This is a genomic window from Paraburkholderia sp. J11-2 (genome assembly GCF_905220185.1).
In the GTDB taxonomy this organism is placed as follows: domain Bacteria; phylum Pseudomonadota; class Gammaproteobacteria; order Burkholderiales; family Burkholderiaceae; genus Paraburkholderia.
Genome location: NZ_CAJMYY010000008.1, coordinates 17,930 through 32,922 on the forward strand (window position 1 = coordinate 17,930; position 14,993 = coordinate 32,922).

General features: G+C 66.4%; 19 protein-coding genes. 11 read left to right on the plus strand and 8 right to left on the minus strand.

Features of this window, described 5'->3' with window-relative positions; all coding sequences use genetic code 11:
- Window positions 1-233 precede the first annotated feature (233 nt).
- Together U5A57_RS12865 and U5A57_RS12870 are read left to right on the plus strand one after the other, a co-directional pair.
- Entirely contained in the window at window positions 234-1,535 is a 1,302-nt protein-coding gene (locus U5A57_RS12865) for an NCS2 family permease (RefSeq protein ID WP_321911368.1), read from the plus strand.
- A gap of 185 nt (window positions 1,536-1,720) precedes the next feature.
- Window positions 1,721-2,254, plus strand: a complete 534-nt coding sequence (locus tag U5A57_RS12870; RefSeq protein WP_321911369.1) for a cytochrome b — start codon at window positions 1,721-1,723, stop codon at window positions 2,252-2,254.
- A 95-nt stretch (window positions 2,255-2,349) separates the two neighbouring features.
- On the opposite strand, the gene U5A57_RS12875 is transcribed toward U5A57_RS12870, so the two are convergent.
- Window positions 2,350-2,640, minus strand: a complete 291-nt coding sequence (locus U5A57_RS12875; protein ID WP_321911371.1) for a DUF1488 domain-containing protein — start codon at window positions 2,638-2,640, stop codon at window positions 2,350-2,352.
- A gap of 355 nt (window positions 2,641-2,995) precedes the next feature.
- The gene (locus U5A57_RS12880; protein WP_158759257.1) at window positions 2,996-3,217 is read right to left on the minus strand and encodes a DUF2964 family protein; all 222 of its coding nucleotides are present in this window, start codon (window positions 3,215-3,217) and stop codon (window positions 2,996-2,998) included.
- A gap of 289 nt (window positions 3,218-3,506) precedes the next feature.
- On the opposite strand from U5A57_RS12880, the gene U5A57_RS12885 reads away from it, so the two are divergent.
- From U5A57_RS12885 to U5A57_RS12895, 3 genes are all read left to right on the plus strand, one after another.
- Window positions 3,507-5,474, plus strand: coding sequence for a sigma-54-dependent Fis family transcriptional regulator (locus U5A57_RS12885; RefSeq protein WP_321911373.1), 1,968 nt, complete (start codon window positions 3,507-3,509; stop codon window positions 5,472-5,474).
- Between the two features lie 88 nt (window positions 5,475-5,562).
- Window positions 5,563-6,693, plus strand: coding sequence for a VIT1/CCC1 transporter family protein (locus U5A57_RS12890; RefSeq protein WP_321911374.1), 1,131 nt, complete (start codon window positions 5,563-5,565; stop codon window positions 6,691-6,693).
- The gene (locus tag U5A57_RS12895) at window positions 6,690-7,016 is read left to right on the plus strand and encodes a 2Fe-2S iron-sulfur cluster-binding protein (RefSeq protein WP_321911375.1); all 327 of its coding nucleotides are present in this window, start codon (window positions 6,690-6,692) and stop codon (window positions 7,014-7,016) included. Before U5A57_RS12890 ends, U5A57_RS12895 begins: the two co-directional genes overlap by 4 nt.
- Before the next feature lie 84 nt (window positions 7,017-7,100).
- Here U5A57_RS12895 and U5A57_RS12900 read toward each other — a convergent pair whose 3' ends face one another.
- Window positions 7,101-7,388: a DUF4148 domain-containing protein gene (locus U5A57_RS12900; RefSeq protein WP_321911377.1), complete on the minus strand. Its 288-nt coding sequence runs from the start codon at window positions 7,386-7,388 to the stop codon at window positions 7,101-7,103.
- Window positions 7,389-7,776: 388 nt separating this feature from the next.
- On the opposite strand from U5A57_RS12900, the gene U5A57_RS12905 reads away from it, so the two are divergent.
- Window positions 7,777-8,040, plus strand: a complete 264-nt coding sequence (locus tag U5A57_RS12905; RefSeq protein ID WP_321911379.1) for a DUF4148 domain-containing protein — start codon at window positions 7,777-7,779, stop codon at window positions 8,038-8,040.
- Between the two features lie 159 nt (window positions 8,041-8,199).
- On the opposite strand, the gene U5A57_RS12910 is transcribed toward U5A57_RS12905, so the two are convergent.
- From U5A57_RS12910 to U5A57_RS12925, 4 genes are all read right to left on the minus strand, one after another.
- Window positions 8,200-8,589 (minus strand): hypothetical protein, encoded by a 390-nt coding sequence (locus U5A57_RS12910; protein ID WP_321911381.1) that lies wholly within the window; start codon window positions 8,587-8,589, stop codon window positions 8,200-8,202.
- A 127-nt stretch (window positions 8,590-8,716) separates the two neighbouring features.
- Entirely contained in the window at window positions 8,717-8,911 is a 195-nt protein-coding gene (locus U5A57_RS12915) for a YqaE/Pmp3 family membrane protein (RefSeq protein WP_028209664.1), read from the minus strand.
- A gap of 45 nt (window positions 8,912-8,956) precedes the next feature.
- On the minus strand, window positions 8,957-9,151 hold the full coding sequence (locus tag U5A57_RS12920) for a DUF1653 domain-containing protein (RefSeq protein WP_321911383.1): 195 nt from the start codon (window positions 9,149-9,151) through the stop codon (window positions 8,957-8,959).
- A gap of 115 nt (window positions 9,152-9,266) precedes the next feature.
- Window positions 9,267-9,944 (minus strand): TetR/AcrR family transcriptional regulator, encoded by a 678-nt coding sequence (locus U5A57_RS12925; protein WP_321911385.1) that lies wholly within the window; start codon window positions 9,942-9,944, stop codon window positions 9,267-9,269.
- 79 nt (window positions 9,945-10,023) lie between these two features.
- Between U5A57_RS12925 and U5A57_RS12930 the strand changes: the two genes are divergently transcribed.
- Window positions 10,024-10,647: a glutathione binding-like protein gene (locus tag U5A57_RS12930; RefSeq protein WP_321911387.1), complete on the plus strand. Its 624-nt coding sequence runs from the start codon at window positions 10,024-10,026 to the stop codon at window positions 10,645-10,647.
- Window positions 10,648-10,751: 104 nt separating this feature from the next.
- On the plus strand, window positions 10,752-10,964 hold the full coding sequence (locus U5A57_RS12935) for a hypothetical protein (RefSeq protein WP_321911388.1): 213 nt from the start codon (window positions 10,752-10,754) through the stop codon (window positions 10,962-10,964).
- Window positions 10,965-10,986: 22 nt separating this feature from the next.
- Here the strand turns inward: U5A57_RS12935 and U5A57_RS12940 are convergent, their stop codons facing one another.
- Window positions 10,987-11,712, minus strand: a complete 726-nt coding sequence (locus U5A57_RS12940) for a GntR family transcriptional regulator (protein ID WP_321911389.1) — start codon at window positions 11,710-11,712, stop codon at window positions 10,987-10,989.
- Window positions 11,713-11,917: 205 nt separating this feature from the next.
- On the opposite strand from U5A57_RS12940, the gene U5A57_RS12945 reads away from it, so the two are divergent.
- The 3 genes from U5A57_RS12945 to U5A57_RS12955 all read left to right on the plus strand — a co-directional run bounded on the left by U5A57_RS12945 (window position 11,918) and on the right by U5A57_RS12955 (window position 14,906).
- Entirely contained in the window at window positions 11,918-13,213 is a 1,296-nt protein-coding gene (locus U5A57_RS12945) for a cyanate transporter (RefSeq protein ID WP_321911766.1), read from the plus strand.
- 258 nt (window positions 13,214-13,471) lie between these two features.
- Complete coding sequence (locus tag U5A57_RS12950; protein ID WP_321911390.1) at window positions 13,472-13,804, plus strand: hypothetical protein; 333 nt, start codon at window positions 13,472-13,474, stop codon at window positions 13,802-13,804.
- A 415-nt stretch (window positions 13,805-14,219) separates the two neighbouring features.
- Window positions 14,220-14,906 (plus strand): NAD(P)H-dependent oxidoreductase, encoded by a 687-nt coding sequence (locus U5A57_RS12955; protein WP_321911392.1) that lies wholly within the window; start codon window positions 14,220-14,222, stop codon window positions 14,904-14,906.
- Window positions 14,907-14,993 lie beyond the last annotated feature (87 nt).

Below are 14,993 nucleotides of genomic sequence, written 5' to 3' on the forward strand. Positions count from 1 at the left end.
CATTCGCCGCCCGCGCCCCCGCTTGCTGCCGCAACGCGCGCTGTTGTACGTGTTCCACGCTCACAACGGCTTTTCTGCGCTCGACAGACAATTGTTTACAATCGCGCCCGTAGCCACGCACCAAGGCAGGCGCGTGCATGGACATGCCGACGACCTGCCGGCGCCCGCTACACGCAAGACACCACACCAACAAGCAGCGAACAACCCGCTCGACTCTCAAGGGCCCGATCTTCATGGACGCCATCAAACGCTATTTCGGTTTCGAAGAAGCAGGCACCAACCTGCGCACCGAACTGCTCGCCGGTTTCACCACTTTCCTCACGATGGCTTACATCATCTTCGTGAACCCGGCCATCCTCGGCGACGCCGGCATGCCGAAGGAAAGCGTATTCGTCGCCACCTGTCTCGTCGCGGCGCTCGCTTCGCTCGTCATGGGCCTCTACGCGAACTACCCCATCGCGCTCGCGCCCGGCATGGGCCTGAACGCGTATTTCGCCTATACGGTCGTGAAGGGCATGGGCTTCACCTGGCAAGCCGCGCTCGGCGCGGTGTTCATCTCCGGGTGCCTGTTCTTCATCGTCACGCTGCTGCGCGTGCGCGAAGCCATCGTCAATGGCATTCCGCATTCGATTCGCGTGTCGATCACCGCGGGTATCGGCCTCTTCCTCGCGATCATCTCGCTCAAGACTTCGGGTGTGGTGGTCGGCAGCCCGGCCACGCTCGTCGAACTCGGCAACCTGCACGATCCGCATACGATCCTCGCGATCATCGGCTTCTTTGCGATCGTCACACTCGACGTGTTGAAGGTGCGCGGCGCGATCCTGATCGGCATCGTGGGCGTCACGGTCTTGTCGTTCTTCTTCGGCGGCAACCAGTTCCACGGCATCTTCTCCCCGCCGCCTTCGATCGCGCCGACATTCGCGCAACTCGACATCAAGACCGCGCTTTCCACGGGCATCCTCAACGTCGTGCTCGTGTTCTTCCTCGTCGAGCTGTTCGATGCGACCGGCACGCTGATGGGCGTGGCCAACCGCGCGGGCCTCCTCGTGCACGGCAAGATGCACCGCCTGAACCGCGCGCTGCTCGCCGATAGCACCGCGATTCTCGCGGGCTCGGTGCTCGGCACCTCGTCGACCACGGCGTATATCGAAAGCGCCTCGGGCGTGCAGGCGGGCGGCCGCACCGGCATGACCGCGCTGACGGTTGCCGTGCTGTTCCTCGCGTGCCTGTTCGTTGCGCCGCTCGCGGGCGTCGTGCCGGGCTACGCCACGGCGCCGGCGCTGCTGTACGTCTCGTGCCTGATGCTGCGCGAACTCGCCGATCTGCCCTGGGACGACGCGACCGAAGTCGTGCCCGCCGCCCTCACGGCGCTCGCCATGCCGTTCACCTACTCGATCGCCAATGGCGTGGCGTTCGGCTTCATCTCGTATGCGGGCCTGAAGCTCCTCACGGGCCGCGTGCGCGACGTGAAGCTGATCGTGTGGATCATCGCCGCCGTGTTCCTGTTCCGGTACTTCTATCTCGGCAACGCGTAAAGCACAAAAGGGTGGCTGAGTGCCACCCTTTTTGCTTGTTCGGCCCGTTCGCCAGCAACTCGCCACTTTTTCGCCGCCGCCACCCCGCAGCATCAAACTTCCCGGCCGCGTAGCTGCCCCCGCACGGGGCGTCCTCCTTATCATAGGGAACCATCGCCAGATTCCCCGCATAAAGGAGCCGCCACGTGGCAACGTACCCCGCCGCAACCGAACGCTATACGAAGCCCGCCATCTTCTTTCACTGGGCCATCTTCGTACTCGTCGCGCTCGCCTATCTCGCGATCGAGGTGCGCGGCCCCAAGGGCACGGACAGCCGAGCGTTCTGGAGCAACGTGCACTTCTGGGCGGGCACGCTCGTGCTCGCGCTCGCGGTGCTGCGCCTTGCGTGGCGTTTGTGGCGCGGCGCGCCCGCGGACATCGACTCGAACGCTTTGCTGTCGTTTCTCTCGCGCCTCGTGCATCTCGCGCTCTACCTGTTCATCTTCGTGCAGCCGCTCCTCGGCATTCTGATGATCAACACAGGCGGCCATCCGGTTACGCTCGCGGGACTCGATCTGCAGATCACACTCGTTGGCCCGGATCCGGCAGCGCGTCAGTTCCTCAAGGATGCGCACGTGCTGATCGGCAATCTGTTCTACTGGGTCATCGGGCTTCACGCGCTCGCGGCCATCGCGCATCACGTTGTGTTCCGCGACAACACGTTGCGCCGCATCATCTAGCGGCACACGCGCAAACGAAGCCGCGCCCCGAAGGGCGCGGCAAAAAATCCAGTTGAAGGGAGAGCGCCCGCGTCTTGCGGGCGCTTTTGCGTCGACTACGCGGTACCGTGCGCCTGCACGAAACGCACGTAGCCGCTGCGCAGCACAAGACACTGCGCACGTGTTTCGGAGAGCAATCGGCGCGCGCAAGCCTCGATGCGGTCGCGATGATGGTCGAACGCGCTGAGCATGTCTTCGGCACGCGGCGAGGCCGCTCCGAAGTGGTCTTCCAGCGCCGCCGCCGTGATCAGACACTCCACCCGCTCGCCATCGATCATCGCCGGAAACGCCAAAGTCAGGTCTGGGCCCGAGTATTCGGGCACCTCATTCGGAAACATGATCTGCATGGGAGTCGCCTTTGGTGGAGGGTGAAAAGGCCGCGCTCAACCTTCCCGGGCTGCCCCAGGACATTGTCTGGGCACACCCCGATCCGGCATGCGCGGATCAACACCAACCCCCGCGAACCACGCGTTCGCGCAGGTTGATTGGATTCACTTTAGACGACTTCCCGCCGCCCGCAAGGTCGACGTTGTCACACGCCTGAAATAGCCAGCGTGGCCCTTGTTTGCCCCTTGCTTTGCTCCCTGTTTTGCAAATGCAGCATTCGCAGCTGCCGTTGCGCGCACAAACATCCTCCTCCCGGCCCTGCGCCAACGCGCTGCGCCGGTTGCCGCATCGCACCATGCGCGCCGCTCGGGCGCGTCAGGATTCGCGATGCCGGTGCTGATCGAGATGTTCGAGGTCTTTTGGGTGCAAGGTGAGCATCACCACGAACGCGACGATCCCAAGGGCCACGGTCAGCATTCCGGACAGCACGACGTTGTTCTCGTCGAAGATCAGTCCATCGATCGCATACCCGAGGCCAAAGAGCGCAACGAACGTGGCAAGCACCGCCACCACGATCCTCAATTCGCCGTGCACCATGACGAACTCCGCTACGAAGCAGGCGGCGCGGTTGCCAACCGCAGTGGCCGGAAACGCCCGCCGCTGGGGACGCGACGCGAATGCGCCCTCACCTTCATCATGGCACTCACGCGAGGAAACTCAAGGCGCAGTTGCTTTGGCGCGCCGCCGCTTCTACCCGGCTGCAACCCGGATTGGCAGCCGCCGCAGATCCTGTACCATGAACTGCCCCAGAGGCGCCGCACGCGCAGTTGACGTGCATGTGTCATGCTGCGACGCAGCGTAGCGCCCAAAACGACTGGAGACACGAGTGACCCGACGCCCCGTCACGCCGCACGACGCGGCCCGCGCGGACGCCATCGCGCAGGCTCACGCGCGCTCGCGCGCACTCGGACTGCGCGCCACCGAAGCGCCCGAATTCGACGCACTGGCCGCCGCGGACCTGCGCGAGCTGATCGACACGAACCGCACGCTCTATCACCAGGCGCGTCCCGTGATGGACGCCTTGCACGCGCAGATCGTCGATACGCAGAGCATGGTGCTGCTCACCGACCGCAACGGCGTGATCCTCCACAGCTTTGCCGACAGCGACTTCGTCGAGAAAGCGCAGCGCGTGGCGCTGCGCCCCGGCGTGTCGTGGGCCGAGCAGCATCGCGGCACGAATGCGATCGGCACGGCGCTCGTCGAAGGCCAGCCGACCACGGTGCATGCGGGCGAGCACTTTCTGCGCGCCAATCACATCCTCACCTGCTCGTGCGCGCCAATTGCAGATCCATACGGGCGCACGCTCGGCGCGCTCGACGTGAGCGGCGAGTCGCGCGGCTTTCACAAGCACACGCTCGCACTCGTGCGCATGTCGGCGCAGATGATCGAGAACCATCTGTTCAACACTGAATTCGCCGATGCCATCCGGCTCCAGTTTCATGCGCGCGCGGAGTTCATTGGTACGCTGTACGAAGGATTGGCCGCCTTCTCAGCCGACGGCACGCTGCTGTGCGCCAACCGCAGCGCTCTGTTCCAGTTCGGCGCGCCGCTCGCCGAACTGCAGCAGCGCGAGTTCGCGGCGCTCTTCGGCCAGCCATTTGCGGCGTTCATGCAGCAGGTCATGCGCGCAAGCGGCGACCCGCTCACACTCGCGCTGCCAAGCGGCGTGCGCGTGATCGCGCGCGCCACGCCCGGCGCCGCCATGTCGGGCGTCGCGACGCTTGCGCGAAGCGCCGTGCCTGAAGCGTCCCGCGCGCCATTCGCACCTGCGCCCGCCCAGGCGAAAGCGCCCAACGCCGACACGACACCGCAGCCCACGCTCGCCGAACTCGATACGGGCGACGAGCGGCTCGCCGCAGCGCTGCAGCGCGTGGCGCGCGTGCGCGGACGCGACATCGCCGTGCTCGTGCTCGGGCGTACCGGCACCGGCAAGGAATGGCTCGCGCGGGCGCTGCATCGCGATTCGCCGCGCCGCGACGGGCCGTTCGTCGCGCTCAACTGCGCGGCGCTGCCCGACACGCTGATCGAAGCGGAACTGTTCGGCTACGAGGACGGCGCGTTCACGGGCGCGAAGCGCCGCGGCAGCGCCGGCAAGATCGCGCAGGCGCATGGCGGCACGCTCTTTCTCGACGAGATCGGCGACATGCCGCTCGCGCAACAGGTACGGCTCATGCGCGTGTTGCAGGAGCGCGCCGTCGTGCCGCTCGGCGGTACGCGTGCGGTGCCGGTGGATTTGCGCATCGTCTGCGCGACGCACCGCGATCTGCGCGCGATGATCGCCGAAGGGACATTCCGCGAGGATCTCTACTACCGCATCAACGGCCTCGTCGTCACGCTGCCGTCGCTCGCGGAGCGCACCGACCTCGACGCGCTCGTCGCCCGCATGCTCGAGATCGTGCGGCGCGAGGTGCCGGGCGCGCCCATGCACCTCACGCCGGCTGTGCGGGCATGCTTTGCGCGTTGCCGCTGGCCGGGCAATCTGCGTCAGCTCGCCAGCACGCTGCGCACGGCGGCGATCATGGCCGAAGGCGAAGACGCCATCGACATGGAGCATCTGCCCGAAGACCTCATGCACGATTGCGACCCCGCGAGCGAATGCGCGCAGCCGTCCGGCGATGCCACGGCCGATTGCGAGGCGAGCGACACAGACCGCGGGCCCGCGCGCCTGTCCGTCTGGCAGTCGAGGCTCATCGAAGAGACCCTCGCGCGCCATAGCGGCAATGTTTCGGCGGCGGCTCGCGAACTTGGGCTCGCGCGCAACACGGTCTATCGGCATTTGCGACAGCGCCGCTGAGCACACAGGTCAAACCGGCTCGAAGCGCGGCTTCTGGCCGCAGCGGCGCCAGGGTAAGCTTGGTGGATCGCATTACGCATCGCGCCCCATGGCCTCCGCTCAGGAAATCAACCGCTTCCGGCGCAATCTCGCCGACGAACTCGACAGCGCGGCCGTCTACGACACGCTATCCGCAGTAGAGAAGGACGAAGAACGCCGCCGCATCTTCGCCGAACTCGCCGCGTCCGAGCGCGAGCACGCGAGCGTCTGGCGCGACAAGCTCGCGGCTAACGGCGTCACACCCCGGCCGCACCGGCGCAGCGCAAAAACTCGCCTGCTGCAAGCGCTCACGCGCACCTTTGGTCCTTCGCTCGTGCTGCCCACGGTCGCCGCCGCCGAATACGCCGACCGCGACCGCTACGCGCACGAACCCGGCGCCGAGACGCTTTCCGCGCAGGAACAGCAGCACGCCGCCATCGTGCAGGCGATCGTCGCAAAAAAGCGCGAACCGGAACACGGCCATGGCGAGACGATCGGCGCGGCCGAGTCGTGGCACAAGAGCGCGACGTCGGGCAACGACCTGCGTGCCGCGGTCCTCGGTGCGAACGACGGGCTCGTCTCGAACTTCTGCCTGATCATGGGTGTGGCGGGCGCGGGCAGCGCCAATCGCACGATCTTGCTCACGGGGCTCGCGGGCCTCGTGGCCGGCGCCTGCTCCATGGCGCTCGGCGAATGGCTCTCGGTGACCAACGCGCGCGAGCTGGCGCGCACGCAACTCGCGAAGGAAGCCGACGAGCTCGAACATACGCCCGACGCCGAGCGCCACGAGCTTGCGCTCATCTATGAGGCGAAGGGTGTCGAACCCGAAGAAGCACGCCGCGTGGCCGCCCAGATCATGCGCAACAAGGACGAGGCGCTCAATACGCTCGCGCGCGAGGAACTGGGCATCGACCCGAAGGAACTGGGCGGCAATCCGTGGTCGGCCGCCGCTGTATCGTTTTGCCTCTTTTCGCTCGGCGCGGCGTTTCCGACGGCCCCGTTCCTGTGGGCGCACGGCGTGACGGCCATCGCGCAGTCGGTCGCGCTGAGCGCCTGCGGGCTTGCCCTGGTCGGCGTGTTCACGTCGCTGTTCAACGGGCGCAGCGCAACGTTCTCGGCGCTGCGGCAGATCGTGATCGGGCTCGCCGCGGCGGCGTTCACCGCAGGCGCGGGGCGGCTGCTGGGGGTATCGATTTCATGAACGACACGAGCCACGAAGGCTTGCAGGACGGGCCGCCACGCGTGCCCGTCGTTCGCGTGGAGCCGCTCGGGCGCAGCTTCGAAGCGCCACCCGAACTGAGTTTGCTCGAAGCGGCGGCGTTCGAAGGCATCCGCTTGCCGCGCATGTGCCGCAACGGCACCTGCCGCGCCTGCCTGTGCCGCGTGGTGAGCGGCGAAGTGAGCTTCACGATCGAGTGGCCCGGATTGAGCCGCGAAGAAAAAGCCGAGGGCTATGTGCTGACCTGCGTGGCCGTCGCGCGCACGGATCTCGTGCTCGACGTGCCGGAGGCAGAAGAGATGTAGCGGCAGTGAACGGGGAGCGCAAATGCGAAACGGCCCGCGAAGCAAACTCGCGGGCCGTTTTTTATCTGCTGACTGCCGACGGACTTACTGACCGCCGAAGTACACCGATTGCGGACCCGTGCGCGCCGCTTCCGACACATAGCGGGCACCCGCTGCCGACGACGTACTCACGCCGCCGAACGAGCCATCGGTCTGTGCGACCGGCGCGGTTGCCTGGGCGGCCACTGCGCCCTGGTTGCGGCTCGTTTGCTGGAATTCGACGAGTTGCTCGCGCACTTGCTCCCGGGTCAGACCTTGATCGGCCTGGGCGAAAGCGGCCAGCGGAGCAGCGAGAGCTACGGTAAGCGCAACAGCCTTGAGAAGCGACTTCATGATCACAACCTCCGAAATTTTTTAACGTCGATGCGCAATGACGGTGCACATCGTGTCGTGCTCGGCCGGCTCGCTGCAATCGCCGCAACGGCTGGCTGTGAGTGGATTCTAGGCAAGCGGCCCCGCCGGATACAGACTGTTTCAGGCGAATTGGAATTACAGATTTCGCAATAATCGGTAAGGTTTTAGGGCCAGCTAGTCTGCGGCCTGCTCGGCCGATTGCGCGCGCATGGCGCAATACTTCTGAAGATTTCGAACCCGATTGTTGTCGCGAGGAGAACACTGAATTCGTCTTCTAAGTATTTACCCTGACCCTCAGCCCGCATACATTGTCGACATGGGCCGCGCCGATGCGATGGCTCCTCACAAAAGATATCGGAGGTCAGTCATGAAGTCGTTTCTTAAGGCAGCCGTGCTTGCCGCCATCGTCGCCGTGCCCGCTGCCGCATTCGCGCAGGCACAAACCGAGCAACAACCCGTGACCCGCGCCGAGGTTCGCGCCGATCTCGCGCAACTGCGCGCCGCCGGCTACGATCCGAGCGACTGGATGCACTACCCGGAAAACATTCAGGCTGCCGAAGCCAAGGTCGCGGCACAGCGCGCGACGGCGTACGGCCCTTCGACGAGCGGTACGTCGCAGTCGAGCCAGTAAGTTTCGCGGCAACCCCGGCTGTGACGCCGGGTTCCCGTGCAAAGCATCAGGCCCGCCCTCGTGAGAGTGGCGGGCCTGATGCGTTTTGAAAGCGGTTTCCTGCTCGGGGCGGATCATGGCGGCGCCCTGGAATCCGCCTGTGCGAGCGGCAAGCCTGCGTCACCGGCCGCCGCCCGGACCGCCGCCGCCGTGACCGCCACCACCTCCGCCGTGGCCTCCGCCGCCATGGCCGCCGCCGGGGCCGCCTCCATGACCACCACCGGGCGGCGGGCCCCAGGGTGCACCGTGTCCGCCGCCGTGACCACCAGGACCACCCGGACCACCACCGTGCCAGCCACCGCCGCCGCCGTGATAATCGCGACCGCCGCCACCGCCCCAGACGCCGATATTGACGCTGCCATATGCCGGCGCATAGCCCGGCGCGTAGCCGCTGTAATACCCGGTGGAGTACGGCTGGCCATAGCCGCCGTAGCCGTAGTCGTAGCCGGGGGCAACCGCACACCCGGCAAGGAGCGCGATGGCCCCTGCTGTGAGAACGAACTTGAACATTGCTGATCCTCCTTTCTATTTGTAAGAAAGAAAAAACAGCATTAAGTTCTTATTGAATTGTGAGCATGGATTACCGTTGTAACCGGCAACGCGCCGCTGCACGGCGCATAGGCGCTGAGTGCGAAATTTAGCCGCGGCGGCCGAGTGCGTCCTCTATTTTCCGGTCTGTCTTGTACTGGCTGAGCGAGTACACGGCCCAGATCGCAGCGGGAATCCAGCCGATCAACGTGATCTGCAGGATCAGGCAGACGATGCCCGCAATCGGACGCCCAATGGTGAAGAACAGGAGCCAGGGCAGGATCAGCGCAATCAGTAAACGCATTCGGCAAAACCTCTTAAGCGTGGAAAAAGACGAGTCTGGAAAGAATCAGTTGACGGGCGCAAAGCGCGGTACAAGCCCGCCTTCGTGCTCGACGAGTTCGAAGAACACCGTTGCGGGTCGCGTCCAGATCGTACCGTTCGCCGCGCGATACACGACCATCGTGACGGAAGGATCCGATTCGAGCGTCGCCTCGCATACCAGTTCGTAAATGCCACCCTTGTAGTGCCTGTAGCGCACCATCGTCTTCCCCTCTTCGAGTGCGCAAGCCGTCCCTGCGCGACCGTGCCAGTGTAACAAGGGAAAGCGGCGTACGGACCCGTGCCGCAGGCGCCGTCAAACGGCGCTCAGCGTGATATCACTTCGTGCGCCGCCGCGCCGCGCGCGCAGCGGTCGCATCGATCGCTGCGGGCGCTTCGCCGCAGATCAGCGCAACGCCCGCCACTGCCATGGCGCGAAGCGAGGCCCGCGAATCGCCGGCCCGCGCGCGCAGCGCCATGCTGTGCAATACCGCCGACGCGAGACGCGCAAGCATCGGCGCGCTGGCACTGGGCTGTAGCTCGCCTTGCGCGAGCGCTGCGCGCAGGCGCCGCTCGAAGGCCTTGTCGAATGTGCGCAAGCCCGCGGCAAGACGCTCGCGTACCGCGTCGTCGTTGACGGCTTCCACCGCCGCCGTGCCGATCAGCAGGCAGCCGCGCGCCGCGTCGTGCGCCGGCAAATACCAGCCGAGCGCGCCGTCGAATACGCGCATCAGCGCCTCGCGCAGCGGCAACGCGCTGTCGAGCGCGGACTCCATCGCCACGCGCCCCGCCTCCACGTAGCGCTCCAGGGTTTGCAGATAGAGCGCGTGCTTGTCGCCGAACGCGCCATACAGGCTCGGCCGGTTCATGCCGGTCGCCTCGCTCAGGTCGTCGAGCGATGTGCCTGTGTAGCCATTGCGCCAGAACGTATCACGCACGCGGGCAAGCGCCTCCTCCGGATCGTAGGCGCGCGGGCGTCCACGCGGGCGGCTATCCTTTTTTGTACTGGATTGCATAGAAATATTGGATCGTCGATTTTTGTTCACTATAGTACAAAACTCACAGAACCCGAAAAAACCGCAAGGGAGGATGACGATGGATCTGTATTTCGCCCCGCTGGCGTGCTCGCTCGCCACGCGCATCGCGCTCTACGAGGCAGGCGCACAAGCACACTACGTTCAGGTCGATACGCTCACGAAGCAGCTCGCCGAAGGCGGTGACTTCTTCGCCGTCAACCCACTCGGACAGGTGCCGGTGCTGCGCGAGGACGACGGCTGGACACTCACCGAAAACTCGGCAGTGCTGCCGTGGGTGGCCGACCGCTTTCCCGAGGCGCGGCTCGCCCCGCCAGCGGGCACACGCGAGCGCGCGCATCTGCATCACTGGCTGGGCTTTATCGGTACCGAGTTGCATAAGGCCGTGTTCGTGCCGCTGCTCGCCAAGGACGTGGACGAAGCCGTCAAGGACTATGCGCGCGGCAAGATCGCTCGCCGCTTCGACCTGCTCGCGCATCACCTCGAATCGCGCACGTTCCTGCTCGACGCCTTCAGCGTGGCGGACGCCTATCTCGTGACCGTGCTGAACTGGGCGCCGTACGTGGGCATCGATGTGTCGCAATGGCCGGCCATTGCGACCTATGCGCAACGCGTGCGCGAGCGGCCCGCCGTTGCGCGGGCTTTCGCGGAGGAGTATGAGATCTTCAAGCGCACGCGGCACTGAGGCGCGCTTGCCGGGCCTTTTTTGCCGCCCGGCAAGCGCTTTTTTTGGCGTGCATTTTTGTCGTGAGATAACGTTGCGGTTGCCACATTCGCCGGAGCCGCACAATGGCCACGCTCGAAGCGTTGCGCATCGTCCTCGACGACCCGCATACGCCCGAAATCATCCGCAATCACGTCATCGATTCATTGCAGTACGCGCTGCGCAATCACGGCCAGGTGTTCGCCGCGAAAGAGGTCGAATGGCTCGCCACATGGGACGACGCGCGCATTCCGCTCGCGGCTTCGAAGGAACTGCGCCGGCGCGTAGGCGGAGGCTGAGGCTGACGCTTACCCTGAAGGCTCAACCGTTTGCGAGATCGGCGAATACCGCCTTGAGATCGCGCCCGGCGCGCACGCGCGCCTGCTGCACCACCCGCTCTTCCAGCTCGGCCAGATGCGCGCGCATCGTGGCGAGCGCCGCTGCCAGGTCTCCCGCTTCGAGCGCTTCGATGATCTGTGCGTGCTCGTCGGGCGCACACATCGACGCCTTCGACGGATCGAACAACGCCTTGTAGAGTTCCGTTTTCGCGACCAGTTGCGCCAGCGCATCCACGAGCGCGGCGCCGCCCGCCTGCTCGGTCAGCAGCAGATGAAACCGCCCCGCGAGGCGCACCGCGTCGTCCACGCGTGCCTCGCGCAACGCCTTTTTCTCACTGCGCACATGGGCCGCGAGCTTGCGCCGCATCGCGGCGTCGAGCTTGCCGCACAAACTCACCATCACGCCCGCTTCGGCCACCTGGCGCGCGCGGTACACGGCGCGGATGTCGTCCTCCGAAGGCGACGGAACGAATGCGCCGCGATTGGGTTCGAGCACGAGCTTGCCCTCGTAGCCAAGGCGCGCCAACACCTTGCGCAGCGCACCGCGCGTGCAGCCGAACGCCGCCGCGAGTTCGCGCTCCACCAGTTGCTGGCCCGGCGCGAGCTTGCCCTCCAGCAGCGCGGAAGAAATCGACGCGTAGACATGCGCTTCGACGTCGGACGGTTCGTCGGTGTCGCGGGGCGAAGCGAGGCGGGAGGATTGGGCCATGAAAAACGCGCGCTATGTAGGTCAGGCAGCTGGGTCAGGTCGCATTGTAGCGAGCGGGATGACGCGGCGATACAGACCCGCTCCCATACTCGATCCCCCATGCCGGAGATAGCCAGCATCGGCAGATTGTTGACAATTTTTTTGTATAATGGTCAACCATACGGTAGTAAAAAGGTTGACCGCATTGAACCCTCAAAACCGCTCCATTCGTCCCCAGACGCCGTCCGGCGAGTCGGCCAGCGTGCTTGCGTGGTATGCCGCGATCGTCGCCATCGGCCTGAATCTGCGGCCGCTGCTCACCTCGATCAGCCCGCTCATGACGACCATTCGCCACGACACCGGCCTGAGTTTCTTCGGCGCTTCGCTACTCACGAGCCTGCCCGTCGTCGCGATGGGGCTCGGTGCGTTCGGCGCCAGCCTGCTCGCGCGCCGGCTTGGCGAGACGCGCGGCGTCGCACTCGGGCTCGTGGCGATCGCCGCGGCATGCGCGGCCCGCGCGTTCGCCGCCAGCGGCGGCGCGCTCATGCTCACGGCGGCGGCAGCCGGTGCGGGCGTTGCGGCCATCCAGGCGCTGCTGCCCGCCGTCATGAAGCAACGCTTCGCCGCGCGGGTGCCGCTCGCAATGGGCCTGTTCTCGGCGTCGATCATGGGCGGCGGCGGGCTCGGCGCGAGCCTGAGCCCGCTCGTCGCGCGCATCAGCGGCTCGTGGCATGCGGGGCTCGCCGTGTGGTCTCTGCCCGCGCTGACCGCGCTCGCGACCTGGTGGACGCTGAACAGCGGGAGCGGCGGCGACCGCCGCGCACAGCAGGCCGCTGCGCCCTCGTCGGAGCATGTCAAAGCGGCAACGGTGCCGGTCTGGCGCAAGCGCCGGGCGTGGACGCTCGGACTGCATTTCGGGCTCGTCAACGGCGGCTACACGAGTCTCGTCGCGTGGCTGCCCGCCTACTATCAGCAGCACGGCGCGAGCGTGGAAGCGAGCGGCTCGCTGCTCGCCGCGATGACCGTGTTCCAGGCCGCCAGCGCGCTGCTCCTGCCGCTTGCCGCAGCAGCGTTCACGGACCGGCGACCGTGGCTCGTTCTGGGGCTGTGCGCCCAACTGTTCGGCGTGATCGGCCTCGCCGCGTGGCCCGAGGCCGCGCCGCTGTTGTGGGTCGCGGCGGCCGGCGCGGGGCTCGGCGGCGTGTTCTCGGTCACGCTCGTCACCGCCCTCGACCATTCGGCCGACCATCGCGTGGCCGCGCGACTCGTTGCCTTCGTTCAGGGTCTGGGCTTCGTGATCGCCGCGCTCGCCCCCATCGTGGCCGGGCGCGTGCGCGACCTCACGGGCGGCTTTTCGGGCGCGTGGATCATGCTCGCTGTATCGATCAGCGCAATGATCGTGCTCACGCTCGCGTTCTCGCCGCGCAGCTACGGGCGCTGGCTCGGCGCTCACGGCCCGGCCGCGCCTGCATCGACGGCGGACGGCGCAGTTGCCCAAAACCGGGCCGCACTCGACGCCTGAGCCGAGCGCACACCTCAGATTCAGCACCGGCACAAGCCCGCATGGGCGCCCCGCCGGGCTGCGGCGCGCCCATGCAACAGATCGCCCGCGGCACGTCGTGAAACGTTTGCATAAGCGCCTGTATGAATGTACAGTGCGTGGCAGCCGGCCGTTCGTGCCGCCCGGTCGCCGTACCGGCGCCGTACCAGTTTGCGCCGCCCCATCGCACCTTGCTGCATGGCGCGGCCCCGGCCTGTACATCGAAACGGAGAACACGACGTGCGATTCTTCATCACGGGGACCTTGCTGGGCGTCCTCGCGTCCACCGCGCTCGCCGGGGAACACTACATCGAGATCTGGAATCCGCCGGAAGCGCGCACGCCCTCGGCGCATGCGGCCAATGCCGGCAAGAAGGCGCATCACGGCACGAAGCACAAACTCGCCTCCGCCGACAAGCTCACCACACGCAAGGTCGCCGAACCGGCTGTGCGCGAGCCCGCGCCCACGCTGCCGGCCACGCCGGGTGCGCCCGCGCGCACCGCGCCTGGCAACGGAACCTTGCCGGAAATTCCGCCGCAAATCGGCCCCGACGGCAACGTGCTCACGGTTTGATCTGGCGCCCGGCCGTATTGAGCAGCACACCGAGCAGCACATAGCACGACATTCAGCGCGGCGCGAATCTGCCGCGATCCCGGCCTCGAACCCCTCGAAGCGCCACTCCTTCCCGACTCCAGAAAAAAAACAGCCCCGTCACCGGAGAAGTGCGGGGCCGAATCCCATGTCAAGGAGATGTCATGGAGGAGACGGGTTCATCTTAGCCATGGCCCGCCGCGCGTCCAACCAATGGTTTGGCATATGCATTTCGGGCCGCATGGCGCAGCGCAACGTAGCGCTGCCGGCATATGGTTAGAACAAAAAGTCGTTTCGCGCCGCGCGGCGCGCTCTCTAAGATGACCCTTTCCAGGTTTCGTGGCCGCGTTGCCCGATCACGCGCGAGCCAGGCCTCATCGCATTTGAGGGAGTCCCCTTGAGCCTTTCCGATTCGCAACGCCGCCCGCTCGTCGTGGGCATTGGCGGCACCACCCGCGCCGCTTCGTCGACCGAGCGCGCGCTTGCTTTCGCGCTGCGCGGCGCCGAAGAAGCCGGCGCGCGCACGCAATTGTTCGGCGGCACGTTCCTGCACACGCTGCCGCACTATGCGCCCGAAGACCCCACTCGCACCGACGCCCAGCTCGAGCTGATCGAAGCCGTGCGCGCCGCCGACGCCGTCATTATCGCGACGCCGGGCTATCACGGCGGCGTTTCCGGGCTCGTGAAGAACGCACTCGACACGCTCGAAGAACTGCGTGCCGACCATCGCCCGTACCTGGACGGCCGTGCCGTGGGCTGCATCGTCACGGCCTATGGCTGGCAGGCCGCGGGTTCCGTGCTGACCTCGCTGCGCTCGATCGTGCACGCGCTGCGCGGCTGGCCCACGCCGTTCGGCGCAGGCATCAACACGCTCGAGACGCGCTTCGAGAGTGCACAGCAGTGCTCCGACGCGAAGGTCGCCGAACAGCTCGCGACGGTCGGCCGTCAGGCGGCGCAGTTCGCGCTCGCGTTCGGCACTCAGGTCCAGCACGCGGCGCCGGTTGCGGGCGCCGTGAACGGCGTTGGGAGCACACAGGCCGCCAACGCTGCGCGCACCGAAAAGCGCCTGAGCCTCGCTGTCTGAAGCACTGTCTGAAGCACTGTCTGAAACGCTAGCTGACGCACTAACCGGGCTCTGCGGCCTGCCCACCCGCGCGCCGCTGCGCGCGCG